The sequence below is a fragment of the Amycolatopsis iheyensis genome (assembly GCF_024703995.1).
GTDB lineage: Bacteria > Actinomycetota > Actinomycetes > Mycobacteriales > Pseudonocardiaceae > Amycolatopsis > Amycolatopsis iheyensis.
In genome coordinates this window covers 18053-34044 of sequence record NZ_JAMXQV010000047.1, presented here as the reverse complement: position 1 = coordinate 34044, position 15992 = coordinate 18053, and the positions used below count along the sequence as shown (strand labels likewise).

General features: G+C 70.7%; 15 protein-coding genes. 6 read left to right on the top strand and 9 right to left on the bottom strand.

The window, feature by feature from the left end; all coding sequences use genetic code 11:
* Window positions 1–86 precede the first annotated feature (86 nt).
* Window positions 87–1988 carry a S8 family serine peptidase gene (locus tag M8542_RS47690; protein ID WP_257927064.1) on the top strand — a complete coding sequence of 634 codons (1902 nt, stop codon included), beginning with the start codon at window positions 87–89 and terminating at the stop codon, window positions 1986–1988.
* A gap of 96 nt (window positions 1989–2084) precedes the next feature.
* On the opposite strand, the gene M8542_RS50515 is transcribed toward M8542_RS47690, so the two are convergent.
* Together M8542_RS50515 and M8542_RS47680 are read right to left on the bottom strand one after the other, a co-directional pair.
* Window positions 2085–2969, bottom strand: coding sequence for a pentapeptide repeat-containing protein (locus tag M8542_RS50515; protein WP_257927063.1), 885 nt, complete (start codon window positions 2967–2969; stop codon window positions 2085–2087).
* 94 nt (window positions 2970–3063) lie between these two features.
* Window positions 3064–3609, bottom strand: a complete 546-nt coding sequence (locus tag M8542_RS47680; RefSeq protein WP_257927062.1) for a class I SAM-dependent methyltransferase — start codon at window positions 3607–3609, stop codon at window positions 3064–3066.
* A gap of 100 nt (window positions 3610–3709) precedes the next feature.
* On the opposite strand from M8542_RS47680, the gene M8542_RS47675 reads away from it, so the two are divergent.
* Window positions 3710–4444 carry an SDR family oxidoreductase gene (locus tag M8542_RS47675; protein WP_257927061.1) on the top strand — a complete coding sequence of 245 codons (735 nt, stop codon included), beginning with the start codon at window positions 3710–3712 and terminating at the stop codon, window positions 4442–4444.
* 22 nt (window positions 4445–4466) lie between these two features.
* On the opposite strand, the gene M8542_RS47670 is transcribed toward M8542_RS47675, so the two are convergent.
* Complete coding sequence (locus M8542_RS47670) at window positions 4467–5465, bottom strand: SDR family oxidoreductase (protein ID WP_257927060.1); 999 nt, start codon at window positions 5463–5465, stop codon at window positions 4467–4469.
* A gap of 70 nt (window positions 5466–5535) precedes the next feature.
* On the opposite strand from M8542_RS47670, the gene M8542_RS47665 reads away from it, so the two are divergent.
* The gene (locus M8542_RS47665; protein WP_257927059.1) at window positions 5536–6414 is read left to right on the top strand and encodes a LysR family transcriptional regulator; all 879 of its coding nucleotides are present in this window, start codon (window positions 5536–5538) and stop codon (window positions 6412–6414) included.
* 59 nt (window positions 6415–6473) lie between these two features.
* On the opposite strand, the gene M8542_RS47660 is transcribed toward M8542_RS47665, so the two are convergent.
* Entirely contained in the window at window positions 6474–7043 is a 570-nt protein-coding gene (locus tag M8542_RS47660; RefSeq protein WP_257927058.1) for a TetR/AcrR family transcriptional regulator, read from the bottom strand.
* Window positions 7044–7081: 38 nt separating this feature from the next.
* On the opposite strand from M8542_RS47660, the gene M8542_RS47655 reads away from it, so the two are divergent.
* Window positions 7082–7930 carry an SDR family NAD(P)-dependent oxidoreductase gene (locus tag M8542_RS47655; protein WP_257927057.1) on the top strand — a complete coding sequence of 283 codons (849 nt, stop codon included), beginning with the start codon at window positions 7082–7084 and terminating at the stop codon, window positions 7928–7930.
* Here the strand turns inward: M8542_RS47655 and M8542_RS47650 are convergent.
* Window positions 7927–9372 carry a peptide ABC transporter substrate-binding protein gene (locus M8542_RS47650; RefSeq protein WP_257927056.1) on the bottom strand — a complete coding sequence of 482 codons (1446 nt, stop codon included), beginning with the start codon at window positions 9370–9372 and terminating at the stop codon, window positions 7927–7929. The genes M8542_RS47655 and M8542_RS47650 overlap by 4 nt on opposite strands.
* A gap of 103 nt (window positions 9373–9475) precedes the next feature.
* Here M8542_RS47650 and M8542_RS47645 point away from each other — a divergent pair, with 103 nt between their 5' ends.
* Both M8542_RS47645 and M8542_RS47640 read left to right on the top strand, forming a co-directional pair.
* Complete coding sequence (locus M8542_RS47645; RefSeq protein WP_257927055.1) at window positions 9476–10810, top strand: LVIVD repeat-containing protein; 1335 nt, start codon at window positions 9476–9478, stop codon at window positions 10808–10810.
* A 72-nt stretch (window positions 10811–10882) separates the two neighbouring features.
* Window positions 10883–11062, top strand: a complete 180-nt coding sequence (locus tag M8542_RS47640; protein WP_257927054.1) for a hypothetical protein — start codon at window positions 10883–10885, stop codon at window positions 11060–11062.
* Window positions 11063–11092: 30 nt separating this feature from the next.
* On the opposite strand, the gene M8542_RS47635 is transcribed toward M8542_RS47640, so the two are convergent.
* The 4 genes from M8542_RS47635 to M8542_RS47620 are packed head-to-tail and all read right to left on the bottom strand — an operon-like array spanning window position 11093 to window position 15899.
* Window positions 11093–12670, bottom strand: coding sequence for a glycoside hydrolase family 13 protein (locus tag M8542_RS47635; protein WP_257927053.1), 1578 nt, complete (start codon window positions 12668–12670; stop codon window positions 11093–11095).
* A gap of 34 nt (window positions 12671–12704) precedes the next feature.
* Window positions 12705–13574 (bottom strand): carbohydrate ABC transporter permease, encoded by an 870-nt coding sequence (locus M8542_RS47630; RefSeq protein ID WP_257927052.1) that lies wholly within the window; start codon window positions 13572–13574, stop codon window positions 12705–12707.
* Window positions 13571–14545, bottom strand: coding sequence for a carbohydrate ABC transporter permease (locus M8542_RS47625; RefSeq protein ID WP_257927051.1), 975 nt, complete (start codon window positions 14543–14545; stop codon window positions 13571–13573). Before M8542_RS47625 ends, M8542_RS47630 begins: the two co-directional genes overlap by 4 nt.
* Complete coding sequence (locus M8542_RS47620; protein WP_257927050.1) at window positions 14523–15899, bottom strand: ABC transporter substrate-binding protein; 1377 nt, start codon at window positions 15897–15899, stop codon at window positions 14523–14525. The genes M8542_RS47625 and M8542_RS47620 overlap by 23 nt, the downstream gene beginning before the upstream one ends.
* Window positions 15900–15992: the final 93 nt, after the last annotated feature.

The following is a 15992-nucleotide window of genomic DNA, read 5'->3' as shown; positions in this document are numbered from 1 at the left end:
ACTGCCCGGTCACTCCTTAGATTCTCCCCATTACACCTGGTTGGGTGTCATTCGGTCGAGTGACCGAGTAGGGCAGGGAGAAATCGATGGTGAGATTCAGCCGGGTCGCCGCGCACGCGGTTCCGCTGACGGTCGGCGCGCTGCTGCTGACGGCGGGGGTCTCGGCGGCGCAACCGTCCACCGTGGACGCGGCCGCCGCGCGCACCGAGGCGGGGATCAGCGCGCTGCAGAGCATCAAGAAGAGCCTGAGCCCGGCCGAGCGCAAGCAATCGAGCCAGCTGGTCGTCGAGAAGCGGTTGCGGGCCGACCGGTTCCTCGCCGCGAAGCTGCCCGACTACCGCTCGGGCGTCGGGGTCAGCACCGCCGGCACCGTCGCGGTCGACATCGCCTCGACCAAGGAACAGGCCGTCGCCAACGCGGTCAAGGCCGCGGGCGGCACCGTCCGGTACGCCGCGGGTGGCGCCGTCCGCGCCGACCTGCCGCTGGCCGCGGTCGACGCGATCGCCGGCCGCGCCGACGTCGCCGAGGTCAAGCCGGCCGCGAAGGCGCTCACCTGGAACGAACCGGGCAACCGCGACGCCGGGGTGCACGCCGCCGTGCAGGCCGCCGCCACCCAGGTGTCCGAAGGCGACAAGGCGCACGGCGCCGACACCGCCCGCGCGACCTACGGCGTCAGCGGCTCCGGTGTCAAGGTCTGCGTGCTCTCCGACGGCGTCGACTCGCTGGCGAAGTCGCAGACCGCCGGCGAACTGCCCACGGTGGACGTCCTGTCCGGCCAGAAGGGCAGCGGCGACGAGGGCACCGCGATGCTGGAGATCATCCACGACCTCGCGCCGAACGCCGCGCTCGGCTTCGCGACCGCGTTCACCAGCGAAGCCAGCTTCGCGGCGAACATCCGCGCGCTGCGCACCACCGGGCACTGCACGATCATCGTCGACGACGTCGCCTACTTCGACGAGTCGCCGTTCCAGGACACGCAGGTCGCGCAGGCGGTCAACGACGTGACCGCGGCCGGCGTCCTGTACTTCTCCTCGGCCGGCAACTCGGGCAACGCGACCGACGGCACGAGCGGCTACTACGAAGGCGACTTCCGCGCGTCGTCGTCGAAGATCAGCGGCGTCACCGGCACCCCGCACGACTTCGACCCGAGTGCCACCACGCAGAACTTCGACGCGCTTTCGGCGGGCTCGCTCGGCAAGCCGGTGACGTTGTTCTGGTCCGACCCGTGGGGCAAGTCCGCCAACGACTACGACCTGTTCATCCTGAACTCTTCGGGCAGCGTCGTGGCCTCGAGCGAGAACGGCCAGTCGGGCTCGCAGAACCCGTACGAGATCGCTTCGGTGCCTTCGACGGGCTCCGGGTACAAGGTCGCGGTGGTCAAGTACAGCGGCGCGGACCGGTTCATCGCGCTGAACGTCATCCGCGGCCGGTTCGTGGCCTCGGGCTCGCTCAAGGCGTTCAGCACCAACGGCGTCACGAACGGCCACTCGTCGGCGGCGAACGCGTTCAGCGTGGCGGCGGCCCCGGCCGGCCCGGCGTTCGGCCGGCCCCTGGAGGCCGGTGACCCGGCCAACCCGGCGGGCCCGTACCCGGGCCTGTTCACCGCGTCGAGCAAGTGGGAGCGCTTCTCCTCCGACGGCAAGCGTCACCTGTTCTACAACGCGGACGGGTCGGCGATCACCCCGGGCAACGTGTCCTCGACGGGCGGCACGACGCGCAGCAAGCCGGACATCACGGCGGCGGACGGCGTGGCGACGTCGGTGACGGGCTTCCAGCCGTTCTTCGGCACCTCGGCGGCGGCCCCGCACGCGGCGGCGATCGCGGCACTGCTGTTGTCGGGCAAGCCGACGGCGACCCCGGCGCAGATCCGCTCGGCGCTGGTGTCGAGCGCGATCGACCTGGGCGCGCCCGGGTTCGACACGGTGACCGGCAACGGCGTGATCATGGCCGGGCCGGCGCTCGCCGCGCTGGGCGTGCAGCCGAAGTAGGGTTTGGTTCGTGAGAGGGCCCGGCGGCTGCCGGGCCCTCTTGCCATTGCCGGGTGGTCGACGGCAGCCGGCCTGGTGCTGGTGACTTGGGCTGGTTCACGGTGCGATGGACAACCCGGCGGCCGCGGGGTCGAAGCCTTGCGGCCACCAGGTCGTCTCGTCGTAGACCGCGTCCTGGAAGTCGGTCTCCAGCAGGATCGTTTCGGTGAGGTCGGCCCCACGGAGATCTGCCTTGACGAGATTGGCGCGCGCCAGGTTCGCTCCGTTGAGGCGGACGCGCCAAAGGGAACCGCCGGACAGGTTGGCCATGCGAAGATCAGCGTCACTGAGATCGACCGTCGGCCAATAGTCGCTGCTGTCGACCTTAGGTCCCCACCGACACAGAACGGTCAGCGCGGCCTGGACGTCGACAGCTCGTACACGCAGTGGTGGCACCTGATCGATCGGATCGTCCGCCGGACAGCGGGCTGACGGACCCGGTGGCCACGGCGATTCCTTGCGAACGTACGCCGCCAGCAGATTCACGATGGGATCCCGGTCGTCCGGCGATTCGGCCGCGATTCGATCGAAAGCGTAGATACCGCCGAGTCGAACAGAGTCGTTGGTGCTTCCCAACTGTTCGACCGATCGACCGAACCGGTCGGTTATCTGGCCCAGCCGGTCCAGCTCTCGCTGGGATCGGCCGGCCTGAATGTTGTGGCTGAGCTGACGCCATGCCCCGTAGGCACTGGTCAGCACCGCCGCGCCGGCGATGCCTTGCAGCAGCGAACCGCCGATGCTGTTCACGGCAGTGGCGTATTCAGTCGCTGACATCGTCTTCACGCGCGACGAGCCGATGTCGACACGGATGACCAGGGCAGGCAAGAAGGCGATGCAGGCAACAAAGGCGAGCAATGCCAGGCTCGCCAGGAGCGCGACTGTGATTGCCCTTCGCGACGTCGACATCCGCCGCCCTTTCGTCATGTGGTCAGCGGCGTTCACGCGCTGGGTCGCACCAGGGCGCCGCCGCCGGTGCTGACCGCGGTCACCGGGCGCGGCGCGGTCGTACTGGCCGCCGTGCCCCGCGTTCTCGTCGCTATTTCCCACAGATCAGCAGGTGGAAGCCGAGGCCGCTGTGGGCGAAGCGCTCGTGCCGGCGCATCGTCAGCCCGGCGTCCGTGAGTGTGGCTTCGAGCTCGGCGATCGGGCGGATGCGGAAGCCGTTCTCGGTCAGCATCCGGGCGCGGCCCATCAGCTCGGGATCGCCGACCCCCAGCACGAACCGGCCGCCCGGCGCGAGGACCCGGGCCACCTCGGCGAACGCGCCCGGCAGGTCCTCGACGAAGTAGACCGTGTTCGTCGTGATGACCGCGTGCACCGAGCCGGTTTCGAGGGGCAGTGCCGTCATTGGGCCTTCGCCCAGCACCAGCCGCCCCGACGCGACCTCTCCTCGGAACGCCGCCTGGGCCCGGGCGAGCATCGTCGCCGAGATCTCCACGCCATGCACTTCGGCGGCCTTCGGCAGTAGCAGGCGAAGGCCCAGACCGCCGCCGAAGCCGATGTCCAGTGCCCTTTCCGTGCCCGTCAGCTCCAGTGCCGCGACCGCCTTCACGACCGCTTCCCGGTTCCGGCGGTTGAGCATCGCGCCGACGACCCGGCCCCGCAGGCCGCTAGGGTGGTTGCCGGGCCAGCCCGGCCTGGAAACTTTCGCGAAGTCCCATGCGAACAGTCTAGGAGGCGCAGTGGCGAAAACGGCGGTGGTGACCGGAGCCGGATCGGGGATCGGGCGGGCCGTGGCGCGTGCCCTCCTCGAAGACGGCTGGTCCGTGGCGCTGGCGGGGCGCCGCGAAGAAGCGCTGAACGAAACCGCCGCCCGCCACGAAAACGCCCTCGTCGTGCCCACCGATGTCTCGGACGAAGAGTCCGTCGCCGCTTTGTTCGGCTCGGTCCGAGAACAGTGGGGCCGGCTCGACCTGCTGGTCAACAACGCCGGGATCGGCGCCGCCGGGACCATCGTCGACCTCTCGGTCGACGACTGGAAGCGGACCGTCGACGTCAACCTCACCGGCATGTTCCTCTGCGCGCGGCAGGCCGTCCTGCTGATGAAGGACCAGGACCCGCGCGGCGGCCGGATCGTCAACAACGGCTCGATCTCCGCGCACGTCCCGCGGCCGGCCAGCGTCGCCTACACCGCGACCAAGCACGCCATCACCGGGCTCACCCGGTCGATCTCCCTCGACGGCCGCGCGTGGGACGTCGCCTGCGGGCAGATCGACATCGGGAACGCCGCCACCGAGATGACCGAGCGGATGGCCGCCGGCATCCCGCAGGCCGACGGGCGAGTCGTCGCCGAACCGACCTTCGACGTCCGGCACGTCGCCGACGCCGTGCGGTACATGGCCGGCCTGCCGCTCGACGCGAACGTCCAGTTCCTCACCGTCACCGCGACCACCATGCCGTTCATCGGCCGCGGCTAGAGGTTGCGGCTAGAGGTCGCGGCTAGGGGATCACCCGCGCCTTCCGGAACTCGTCGAACAGCCGGTAGAACATCTGCTCCGTCTCGACGTAGGTGTGGAAGCCCGCCCGGCGTGACTTCGACGTGTCGGCGAACATGTCGTAGTCCCACCCGAACACGAAATCGCCGAACTCCCACGACGACGACACGTCCGCATAGGACGCCGTCAAGCCGTGCCGGGCCGCAATGTCGGTCCACAGTGGAGCCTTGTCGGCCATGACGTCCACCAGGGACATCCGCAGCGGCGGCGCGAGGTCGAGGTCGAAGTAGGCCGCCAGCTTGGGCCACAGCTCACGCCAGCGGAACAGGTCGCCGTTCGCGATGTTGAACGCGCCTCGCTGCCCCGTCGCCCAGACCGTCGCTTCGGCCAGCAGGCCCGCGTCCGTCATCTCCAGCAGGCTGTCGTACGCGCCGGGCTGGCCCGGGAACCGCAGCGGCAGCCCGAGTTCCTTGGAAATCGACGCGTACACCGCGATCACCAGCGCCAGGTTCATCGGGTTGCCCAGCGCCGTGCCGCCGACCACCGACGGCCGGATCGCCGACCACGCGCCGCCCCACCGCTCGAGGAACCGCTGCTGGTCGACGTTGAACTCCGGCGGCATGTGCCCGGCGTCGGTCTCGCGCGCCGGTGTCTTGAACGGGCCGAGGTGCGCGCCGTAGACCTTGTAGCCCTGCATCAGGCTGACGTGCTCGAGCGCGGCCGGGTCCAGCGCGCCGACCAGGTTCGTCAGCATCGCCAGGTTCGGCGGGACCAGCTCGGCCCACGTCGGCCGGTCCTGGTAGGCGGCGTAGAAGAGGTGCGTGACGCCGGTCAGCGCGCCGACCTTCGCGCGTGTGTCGGCCGCGTCGAGCAGGTCGACGGCGAGGCCGCTCTTGCGGGAGACGCCGATGACGTCCCAGTTCCCGTCCGCCCGCAGGTGCTCGACGAGGTTCTTGCCGATGATCCCGTTCGCCCCGGCGACCAGGGCTGTCTTGCGTTCCATGACTCCAGGGTGGCCAGCCCAATGTGATAAGTCCAAGGCATAGTTCTTTCGAGGGCGATAAGCTGAGTTCATGACAAGCCTGCGGCAGCTGGAGTACCTGGTCACGGTGGTCGACACCGGTTCGTTCACCCGCGCCGCCGAGCAGCTGCACGTCACGCAACCCGCGTTGTCGCACCAGATGCGCGCGCTGGAGCACAGCCTCGGCGGGCCGTTGCTGGAGCGGCTGCCCCGCACGGTCCGGCTCACCCCGATGGGCCGGGCGATGCTGCCGCACGCGCGGGCGGCGCTGGCCGACGCCGAACGCGCCCGCTGCGCCGCCCGGCTCGCGTCCGGCACGACGGCGGGCGAGCTGCAGGTCGCGACCGTCTATTCGATGAGCCTCGGCGTGCTGCCGCCCGCGTTGCGGGTCTGGCGGCGCGACCGGCCGGACGTCGACGTCCGGCTGCTCGAGTTCCGGCACGCCGACGAGCTGCGCGACGCGATGGCCGCGGGCGAGGCCGACGTCGCGCTCGGCCCGCACCCCGGCGACTGGCCCGGGCCGGTGCGGGAGCTGGGCGTCGAGGAGTTCGTCGTGGTGCTCCCGGCGGACGGCGCCGCGGAGGGCGACGACACCGGCGTCGTGGACCTGGCGACGCTCGCCGGCTGCGCGTGGGTGCACTACGCCCCGGGCAACGGCCTCGCGGAGCTGGTCGACGCCACGTGCGCGGCGGCGGGGTTCCGCCCGCGCCCGGCGGTCCGCACCGAGCAGACGGCGGCCGCGCCGATCCTGGCGGCGGCGGGCCTCGGCCCGGCACTGGTCCCGGCGAACGTGCTGCCGGCGCGGTTCGACGGCCGGGTGTTGCGCCCGTCCGTGCCGGTCCGGCGGACGTTGGTCGCGTACACGCGGGCGGCGCCGGATCCGTTGGCGGCGGCGTTCATCGAGACTCTTGCGGTCCACGTGGCGATCTAGGCGGCGCCGGACCCGCTGACGACCGCGTTCATCCAAACCCTCGCCGCCCACGCGGCGATCTAGGCAGTCCCGCGCCGGATCGCCTCGACCAGCGTGTGCACCAGCTCGTCGCCGCCGACCTGCCACTTCTCCTTCGCGAGGTGACCGCTCAGCTCGAGCCCGGCGATCCCGTGCGCGCTCGACATCAGCAGCGCGCCGTACCGCAGGGACTCCGCTTCGCCGACGAGGTCGGCGACCAGCGCGAGGTACACGTTCTCCAGCCGGCTCGCGGCCGCGGCGGCGGCCGGGTCGTCGGCCACCGGGGTGCTGAACATCAGCGCGTACACGTGTGGTTGCCGCCGTCCGACCCCGATGAGCGTCAGCAGTGCGCGCTCGAGCCGTGCCGCGGGGCTGCCGGCCGGGAGCTGCTCCGCTTCGTCCGCCACGGCGTTCCACGCGTCGACGGCGAGCTGGGTCAGCAGCGCCGCCTTGTCCTCGAAGTGGCCGTACGGCGCGCCGCGTGAGACGCCGGCGCGCGCGCCCACCGCGCGGAGCGTCACCGCGTCGGGGCCGCCTTCGTCGAGCAGTTCGGCCGCGGCACGCACGAGGGCGCCGCGGGTCGCCGCGGCGGATTCGGTTCGGGTCGCCATGGTTGACAGTGTCACACGAAGTCCGGATAGTGGCTCATATGACAACGTCACATGAACTGGTGGTCGTCTCCGGGGCCTCGACGGGCCTGGGCGCGGCGACCGCCCGCGAGCTCGCCACCCGCGGCTACCACGTGCTCGCCGGTGTCCGCCGGGATCGCGACGCGGACGCCATCCGGGCCGACGGCGTCGAGCCGGTGCTGCTCGACATCACGCGGCCCGAACACGTCCGGGCCCTCGCCGAGCGGGTCGCCGCCGATCCGGCCGGCCGTCCGCTGCGTGCCGTGGTCAACAACGCCGGCATCTCGGTCAACGCGCCCGTCGAGGCGCTGCCGCCGGCGGAATGGCGGCGGGTGTTCGAGGTCAACCTGTTCGGGCACGTCGCGCTCACCCAGGCGCTGCTGCCGTTCCTGCACCGCAGCCGCGGCCGGATCGTCAACATCAGCTCGGTCGGCGGGAAGGTCGCGATGGCCACTTACGGCGCATACGCGGGAGCGAAGTTCGCACTCGAAGCGGTCAGCGACGCGCTCCGCCGCGAACTCGCCCCGCACGGGGTGCAGGTCGTCGTGGTCGAGCCCGGAGCGGTGCGGACCGAGATGGGCGAACGCGGCGCTGCCACCGCCACCGACCTCGCCGCGGAGATGAGTCCCGGGAACCGGCAGCGGTACGGCGAACTCGTCCGTGCGGTCGTCGCGCAGTCACTGGCGTTCACCCGGGCGGGCTTGCCCGCGGCCAAGGCCGGGGCGATCGTCGCCGACGTCGTCACCGCGCGCCGCCCGCGAACGCGCTACACCGTCGGTCGCGACGCGGCGATGCTGACCCGCCTCACGCGCTTCCTGCCCGACCGGGTCCTCGACCGGCTCATCGCCGCGGGCCTGTCGAAGTACTAGACCGACACACCCGCCAGCACCGGCCCGGTGAACGGCGTCGTCGTGACGTCGTGGACGCGCGAGGACCAGACCGCGTGCCCGTGGCCGGACCACAGCGGCGCCACCGGGAGGTCGCGCAGCAGCTGGTTTTCGGCCAGCCGGTACAGCTCGCCGGCCTCGGCCGGGGTCGCCGCCGCGTCGGCCAGGGCGAGGTTCTGGCGGAAGACGTCGTCGGTGTAACCCGACTCCGAGGCCAGCTGCGAGAGCAGTTCGTACGGGCTCGCCGTCGCCAGCTTGAGGTCCAGTGTGGCCGGTCCGTCGAGCGGTCCGGTGCCCGGTTTCGCCTGCGCCGTCACGGAAACGTCGAGTGCCTTGTGGAGCCCGACCGTCAACGTGCGGGTCCACTCCTCGGCGCCGGGTCCGAAGTAGATGGTCGCGCCGCCGGGGAACGCGACCTGCTTCAGCAGGGCCTTGCCCGCCGCCGCGTCGAAGCTGCAGGGGCGGCACGTGCCGGACCGCTCGCCGGGCGCGTCCGACGGCGGCAGGAGCGCCTTGGCCGGGTCGGCTTGGTGGGCCAGCGGGCCCGCCTCGAGCGCCGCGCGGTCGACACCGAGCGCGAAGCCGTGACGGACCGTCGCGTCGGCGAAGCGGGGGTCCGCGACCGGGAAGGCCAGGTAGCCGGCTCGCGGCAGCGCCCAGGTCGCGTGGTGGTCGTCGCCGAAGTCGGCGTGCATGGCGTCGTGCTTCTCGCCGGGGACCTCGGTCACGAGGTCGAGCGTGCCCGCCTTCACCGCGTCGTACTGGGCGGCCGGCTCGCCGACGCGCAGCTCGATCTCCTGGGCGTTGCCCTGGCCGACGCGCTTGAGCGTGCCGCCGGAACCGGGCTTCCACGGCCCGTCGAGCCGGTACGGCCCGTTGCCGACCGGCGCCTTCGCGAAGCCGTTCCAGTCGTGCGACGCGAGCACCGACGCCGGCAGCGGCACCAGGCCCGGCGCCGAGAGCAGCGCGGGCACCTGGCCGGACGGCCGGTCGAGCGTCACCGCGATCGTGTCCGGCGCCGGTGCGGTGATCTCCTTGGCGCGCAGCAGTTCCGTGAGCACCGGCGTGGAGAACCAGTGCCCGGCCGCGACGGCGCGCCAGGTGTCCACATAGGACTGCGCGGTGACCGGCGTGCCGTCGTGGAACGTGCCGGCGCGCAGCTTGACCGTCCAGTGCACGCGGTCGGCGCTGTCGATCGACTCGGCCGCCCGCGGCGTGACCTTCCCGGACGCCGCGTCGTAGTCGGCCAGCGGCGTCCACAGCGCACCCGTCACCAAGCGGCCGGCCTGGTCGGAGAGGTCGGCGGGCAGCAGCGTCGAGGGCTCCCGGATGCCGACGGTCAGGACGCCGGGGCGGGCGGGATCGGAGCCGGAGCAGCCGGTGACGGCGAGGGCCAGGACGGCGAGCAGGGCGAGCAGGCGCATGCGCCAGTCCTACCAGTCAAGAGCCAACAAAAGACGGTTGTGTCCGGTTGATCTCCGTCGTACCGTTCGGTTGGTCACGCTCATAGCGTTCTGGGAGGTTCGCGTGCGCACCTGGGTACGGTCGTGCATCACCGCCGTCACCGTCAGCGCCACGCTGGTCGCGACCGGGCTCCCGGCCGCCGCCTGCGGCGAGGACGACAAGCCCGCCACCCCGGCCACCCGCACGTTGGGCGACCCGGGCGCGATCAAGAACGTCCGGTCGGTCGGCAACGTGCCCGACGCCGCCGGCGCCATTTCGATCAACTTCCTCGACTACGGCCGCCGCGACGTGATGGTCGTGTCCGGCGAGTTCGGGCTGAAGGTCTACGACCTGACGAAGAACCCGGCCGCGCCGAAGCTCGTCGGCCAGGTCAGCCTGCCGGGGCTGTGGGAGACCGAGGACACCGAGGTCGACCAGAACCGCAAGCTCGTGTTCCTCTCCCGCGACCCGCGCGCGTTCGAGGGCAACACGCACAACGGCGAGTCCGGCATCTACGTCGTCGACGTCTCGCGGCCCGAGGCCCCGGCGATCGTGAGCTACACGAAGGTGCCGGCCGGGCACACCACCAGCTGCGTCGACAACTGCCGCTACCTGTGGACGGGCGGCCCGGCCAAGGCCGACGACCAGCCGGCCGACTGGGGCGGCCGGCCGATCTGGGTCACCGACGTCCGCGACCCGCGGCACCCGAAGGTGAACCCGGAGCCGATCGAGCTGGCCCGCAACGACGGCAAGACCGACTACGTGCACGACGTCCAGGTGGACGGCGACGGCGTGGCCTGGGTGTCCGGCCGCGGCGGCGTGCGCGGCTACTGGACGAACGGCGTGCACCGCGACCCGGTCACGAACAAGGTCCGCCGCGCGACGGCGCACGACCCGGTGCCCTACGCCGGTGGCGGCATCGCCGAGACGGCGGCGCCGTCGCGGTTCATGCACAACAGCTTCCACCCGGCCGGCCACCGCGTCGGCGACGGCGCGTGGCGCGGCCAGGACCTGATCTACGCGACGGAGGAGAACTTCGTCGACGGCTGCGCGGGCGACGGCGTCCTGACGATCTCGTCGCTGAAGGGCTCCTACCACGGCGAAGGCTGGCGCTCGACGCCTTCGCAGCCGTTCCGGTTGCAGAGCGTGGGCACCTGGGGCGTCAACGGCCAGGAGGGCAGCGACCCGGCCTCGGACGACTGCTCCGCGCACTACTTCGACGTCCGCGGCAAGGTCCTGGTGCAGTCGTTCTACGCGCAGGGCACGCGGTTCCTCGACGTCAGCGACCCGACGAACCCGCGTCAGATCGCGTACTACCGCCCGGGCGACGCGAGCGCGTGGGCGCCGTACTGGCACGGGAAGTACGTCTACGTCGCGGACAACGCCCGCGGTGTGGACATCCTGCAGCTGACCAAGTAGCAACTTTCGATGGTCCCGCGTGGGCACCTTCCGCCGTAGCGGCGGTGGGTGCCCACGCGTTTTGCTGGGGCCATGGTCACCTCACGTTCGAAGGGTTCCCGGGTCGTCGCCCTCGCCGTCGCGGTCGTGCTGATCGTCGGCGGGGCCACCGGCCTGGCCGCGGGAAACCACCCCGTGGCCACCACGATCGGTTCGGCCGCCGCGATCCTGGCGGGCCTGTTCTTCCTGCGCGTCGCCGCCCGCAAGTCCTGAGGGGCGCCACCGGGGCGCCCCTCAGGACGTTCAGCCGCGCAGCCAGACCGCGGTGTCGGTCGGCAGTTCCGTGCCGACCGGCCCGCTGGCCAGCAGGATCTCCCCGGCCGGCAACGGCACCGGGGTGGCCGAGAAGTTCAGCGCGAACGTGAACTCCGGCCCGATCCGGAACGCCAGCACGCCCTCGCCGAGCGAAAGCCACTCCAGCGCACCCGTCGGCAGGGACCGCCGCAGGCGGAGCCCGGCCCGGTAGAGCGATAGCATCGACGCCGGGTCGTCGGCCTCGGCGGCAGCCGTGTAGTCACTCCACTCCGCGGGCTGCGGCAGCCAGGCGCCACCGTCACCGAAGCCGAACGGCGGCTCGTCACCCGACCACGGGATCGGGACGCGGCAGCCGTCGCGGCCGGGGTCGGCGCCGTTCGTGCGGGCCCACACCGGGTCCTGGCGCAGCTCGTCCGGGATGTCCAGGACCTCCCACAGCCCCAGCTCCTCACCCTGGTAGACGTACAGCCCGCCGGGCAGCGCCAACGTCAGCAGGGCCGCCGCGCGCGCCCGGCGGGTGCCGAGTGCGCGGTCCACCGGCAGCTCGTGCAGCCGGTCGGCGAAGGAGAAGCCCGTGTCGCCCTCCCGGCCGTAGCGCGTGACGTGCCGGGTGACGTCGTGGTTCGACAGCACCCACGCCGCCGGCGCGCCGACCTCGTCGTGCGCCTTCAACGTCCGGTCGATGACGTCGCGGAAGCGCCGGCCGTCCCACGGGCAGACCAGGAAGTCGAAGTTGAACGCCGAATGCAGCTCGTCGCGGCGCAGGTACCGTGCCGCGCGGGACATGTCCGGCAGCCACATCTCGCCGACCAGCACGCGCTCGCCCGGGTAGCTGTCGACGATCTTGCGCCACGAACGGTAGATCTCGTGCAGGCCCTCCTGGTCGGAGAACGGCGTCTCGTCGCCCTCTTCGACGTCGGGCAGGCGCGGGTCCTTGACCAGGCCGTCGGCGACGTCGATCCGGAAGCCGTCGACACCGCGGTCGAACCAGAACCGCAGCACGTCCTCGAACTCGGTGCGGATCTCCGGGTTGTCCCAGTTGAAGTCCGGCTGGCGGGAGCTGTAGAGGTGCAGGTACCACTCGCCGTCGGGCACCCGCGTCCACGCCGACCCGCCGAAGCGCGACTTCCAGTTGTTCGGCGGCTCGCTCCCGTCCGGGCCGCGGCCGGGGCGGAACCAGAACCGTTGCCGCTCCGGCGATCCCGGGCCCGCCGCGAGCGCGGCCTGGAACCACCGGTGCTCGTCGGAGGCGTGGTTGGGCACGATGTCGATGATCACCCGGATGTTCCGCGTGTGGGCTTCGGCGATCAGTGCTTCGGCCTCGGCGAGCGTGCCGAACAGCGGCTCGATGTCGCGGAAGTCGGCGACGTCGTAGCCGCCGTCGTCCATCGGCGACGGGTACCAGGGGGTGAACCAGATCGCGTCGATCCCCAGGTCGGCCAGGTGGTCGAGCCGGGCGCGGACGCCGGCGAGGTCGCCGACGCCGTCGCCGTTGCCGTCGGCGAAGCTGCGGATGTAGATCTGGTAGATGGCCGCGCTCCGCCACCAGCCGGTCTTGTCGGTCACGAAAGTGCCCCTCCTAGTCGTTGTGGAAAAGCCCTCAGCCCTTGATGCTGCCGGCGGTCAGCCCGGCGAGGATCTGCCGCTGGAAGGCCAGGAACAGCGCCACCATCGGCAGGCTGGCCAGCACCATCCCGGCGACGAGCACGTTGAGCGGCATGTCGATCGCCACCCGCTGCAGCATCACCGAGAGCGTCTGCTTTTCGGTGTCCGGGAACACCAGCAGCGGCCAGATGAAGTCCTTCCACGCGGTGACCACCGCGAGGATCGACACCACGGCCAGGATCGGCCGCGAGATCGGCAGGATGATCTTCCAGAGCGTGCGCACCGGCCCGGCGCCGTCGATGCGCGCCGCTTCGATGAGCTCGTCGGGGATCTGGTCGAAGAACCGCTTCAGCAGGTAGATGTTGAACGCGTTCGCCGCCGCGGGCAGCCAGACGGCGGTTGGCGAGTTGATCAGGTTGAGGTGCAGCAGCGGCAGGTCCGTCACCGTCACGTACGTCGGCACGAGCAACGCTGTCGCCGGCAGCATCAGCGTGGCCAGCATCAGGCCCAGCACGACGTTGCCGAACTTGGGCCGCAGCTTCGACAGCGCGAACGCGGCCGGGACGTCGATGGCCAGCTGCGCCAGCCACGCGCCGCCGGCGACGACGAGCGTGTTGAGGAAGTACTTGCCGAGGCTCAGCTGGTCCCAGGCGTCGGCGAAGGTCTCCGGGTGCCAGTCGTGCGGGATCAGCGTCGCCGGGGTCTGCGCCAGCTCCTGCGGTGACTTCATTGCGCCTGTGATCACCCAGTACAGCGGGAACATGAAAGCCAGCACGAACACCGCGAGCGTGCACGCGAAGATCACGCCGTAGCCGATCTTGCCGCGCCGGCTGCGCAACGTGCTGGGGGAGACGAGGGTCCTCATGTCTGGTCCGCCTTCCGCGTCAGCCGGACGTACCACGCCGAGAACACGCCGAGCGCCACGAACAGCAGCAGGCTCATCGCGCTCGCCGAGCCGAAGTCGTTGTAGACGAAGGCGTAGCGGTACAGCAGCAGGAGCACGGTGACCGTGGAGTCGTCCGGGCCGCCGCCGGTCATCACGTACGGCTCGGTGAACACCTGCATGGTCGCGACGATCTGCAGCAGCAGGAGCACCAGCAGGACGAACCGCGTCTGCGGGAAAGTGACGTGCCGCAGGCGTTTCCACAACCCGGCGCCGTCGAGTTCCGCGGCTTCGTAGAGCTCGCCGGGGATCGTGCCGAGCGCGGCCAGGTAGATGAGCGTGGTGCTGCCCATGTTGGCCCACGTCGAGACGAACACCAGCGACAGCATCGCGGTGCCGCTCGAGTCGAGCCACTGGCCGCCGGGCAGCCCGACCGCGCCGAGCGCGGAGTTGAACAGGCCGGGACCCGGGTCGTAGAACCACTTCCACATCAACGCCGTCACCACCGGCGGCAGCATCACCGGCAGGTAGACGGCGAGCCGGAAGAACGCCTTGGCGTGCCGGATCTCGTTGAGCAGCACGGCGGTCAGGAACGGGACGGCGAAGCCGAAGACCAGCGCGAGCCCGGTGAACAGCAGCGTGTTGCGCCAGGCGACGCCGAACAGCGGGTCTTCGAAGAGGCGCTGGAAGTTGTCGAACCCGACCCACGTGGGCGCGTTGACGAAGTCGACCTGCTGGAAGCTCAGCAGGACACCGCGCACGATCGGGTACCAGGAGAAGAGCGCGAACACCACGAGCGCGGCGCAGAGCAGGCCGTACGCGGTGACGTTCTCCTTGATCTTGCGCTTCAGCCTGCCGCGGCGGCGTTCTTCCTGGGACGCGACCGGGCGCCTGGCCCGCGACGAAGCCGTCGCGGGCCAGGCGAGCAGGCTACTTGACCTGGGCGAGGACACTGTTGACCTTCGACGACGCCGACGACAGCTGCTGGTCGATGTTGGCGTTCTGGTCGGTGAGCACGGCCTGCATCACGCTGTCGAGCGCGGCGTAGATCTGCTGCGCGTTCGGCGGCTCGATGCTGCCCTTGATCTTGCTCGTGGTGTCCACGTAGGACTGGTAGTTCTTCGCGGGCACGTTGGCGAACTTGGCCTTCAGCGCCAGCTGCTGCTCGCGCACGGAGCCGGTCCAGACGTCGGGGGTCGGCTCGGCGGGCAGGCCGACCGGCTGCTTGCCGTCGACGTACTGCTGGATGTGCTTCTCGAAGCGGTCCGGGTTGAGGTACTTCCACTGGATCCACTCGAGGCCGGCCTTGATCTTTTCGGGCGAGGCCTTCGGGTTGATCATGTAGCCCTCGCCACCGAGCAGGGTGCCCTGGCCGCCGGGCATGCCGGCGATGCCGTAGTCCTCGTACTTGCCGTTGAACTGCTTGACGAGCACGGGCACGTTGTCCGGGGCGGCCATGTACATGCCGAGCTGGCCCGCGCCCATCATGCGCTGGACGTCGGTGGCCTCGAGGAGCTGCTTGGCGCCCATGGAGTTGTCGGTCCAGCGCATGTCGTGCAGGTACTGCAGGGCCTGCTTGCCCTTCTCGTTGGCGAAGTCGGCAACCCACTTGTCGCCGTCCTTGCGGGCGATGTCGCCGCCCATCGAGTACAGCCAGCCGGTCATGTGCCAGCCGCCCTGGTTGTTCTTGCTGTAGTCGGCGTACCCGACGACCCCGTTGCCGAGCGCGGCGATCTTCTTCGCGTCCTCGCGGACTTCGTCCCAGGTCGTCGGCGGCTTGTCGGGGTCGAGCCCGGCCTTCTGGAACAGCGGGCGGCTGTAGACCAGGCCCATCGTGTAGTTCATCGTCGGGAGGCCGTAGAGCTTGCCGCCGGCGTCGCGGAAGTTGTCGAGCAGTTCCGGCTTGATGTCGTTGATGTGCGGGACGCTCTTGGCGGCTTCGGTGATGTCGGCGGCCTGGTGCCGCGCGATGATCTGGGCGGGGTCGGTGAAGTAGACGTAGTAGACGTCCTCGAGCTGCCCACCGGCGAGCTTCGCGGAGAACGTCTTCGGGTCCATGAACCCTTCGTGCGGGTCGATGTCGATGTTCGGGTGGGCGGCCTCGAACTCCTTGACGTCGGCGTCGAAGACACTGCGCTCGAACGGCTGGCTGGTCGGCGGCTGGCCGGTGACCGTGATCTTCACCTTGCCGCCGGTCTGCGCGGCGGTGTCGCCGTCACCGCAGGCGGCCAGTGAGAGTGCCAGGCCTCCCGCGGCGATCAGGCACAACGTGCGGCGGGACACGGATCGGGACCAGGGACTGCTCATCTCAAGCCTCTTCTCGGGGTCGCGACGGCTGTCACGTGATTGCGGTCACTCTAAAGTGTCAGACCAGATCGACGCAATAAGACGACGAGAAGT